The organism is Pseudomonas brassicacearum (genome assembly GCF_003732265.1).
GTDB lineage: Bacteria > Pseudomonadota > Gammaproteobacteria > Pseudomonadales > Pseudomonadaceae > Aquipseudomonas > Aquipseudomonas brassicacearum_D.
The window spans coordinates 1-654 of record NZ_MOBK01000340.1 but is presented as its reverse complement, the minus strand read 5'-3'; the positions used below and the strand labels follow the sequence as shown (position 1 = coordinate 654).

The 654-nt window shown below is 61.0% G+C and carries 1 protein-coding gene; it reads left to right on the top strand.

Features of this window, described 5'->3' with window-relative positions; translation table 11 throughout:
* The coding region (locus BK660_RS31605; RefSeq protein WP_123436459.1) for an EAL domain-containing protein at positions 1-654 on the top strand (654 nt) is incomplete at both ends.

The following is a 654-nucleotide window of genomic DNA, read 5'->3' as shown; positions in this document are numbered from 1 at the left end:
GATTGTCTGGTGATGAGTTTGCGGTGCTGTTCGACGCCTATGGCAACCTGTCGAGCCTGGCTCGGGTCGCCACGCGATTGTCGACCAAGCTGCGCTTGCCGTTGACGGTTGATGGTCATGAGCTGGTGGTCAGCGCTTCCATGGGCATCAGCATGCTGCCGGACAACGCCCGGGAGATTTCTGCGCTGGTGAGCCAGTCGAACATGGCCATGCAACACGCCAAGCACCTGGGCGGTAACAATTTCCAGTTCTACACCGACAGCCTGCAGGCCAGCACCCTTGAGCGCTTGCAGCTGGAAAATCAGTTGCGCAAAGCTATCGAGGAAAAGCAGCTGAAGGTGTTTTATCAGCCGAAGCTGTGCTTGCAAACCGGACGGCTGAATGCGGCGGAAGCGCTGGTGCGCTGGGATCACCCGACCATGGGGCGAGTGCCGCCGGGGGATTTCATCGGGCTGGCCGAGGAAACCGGCCTGATTGGGCCAATCGGCGAATTCGTCTTGCGTCAGGCATGCTGGCAGGCCTGCGAGTGGCAGCGTCAGGGGCTGGAGCCGATCCGCGTTTCGGTGAACCTGTCGGTGCATCAATTGCGTCAGGGCAAGCTGGTCAGTCTGGTGCGCCAGGTGCTGGAGGAAACCGGTCTGGCACCGCACTACC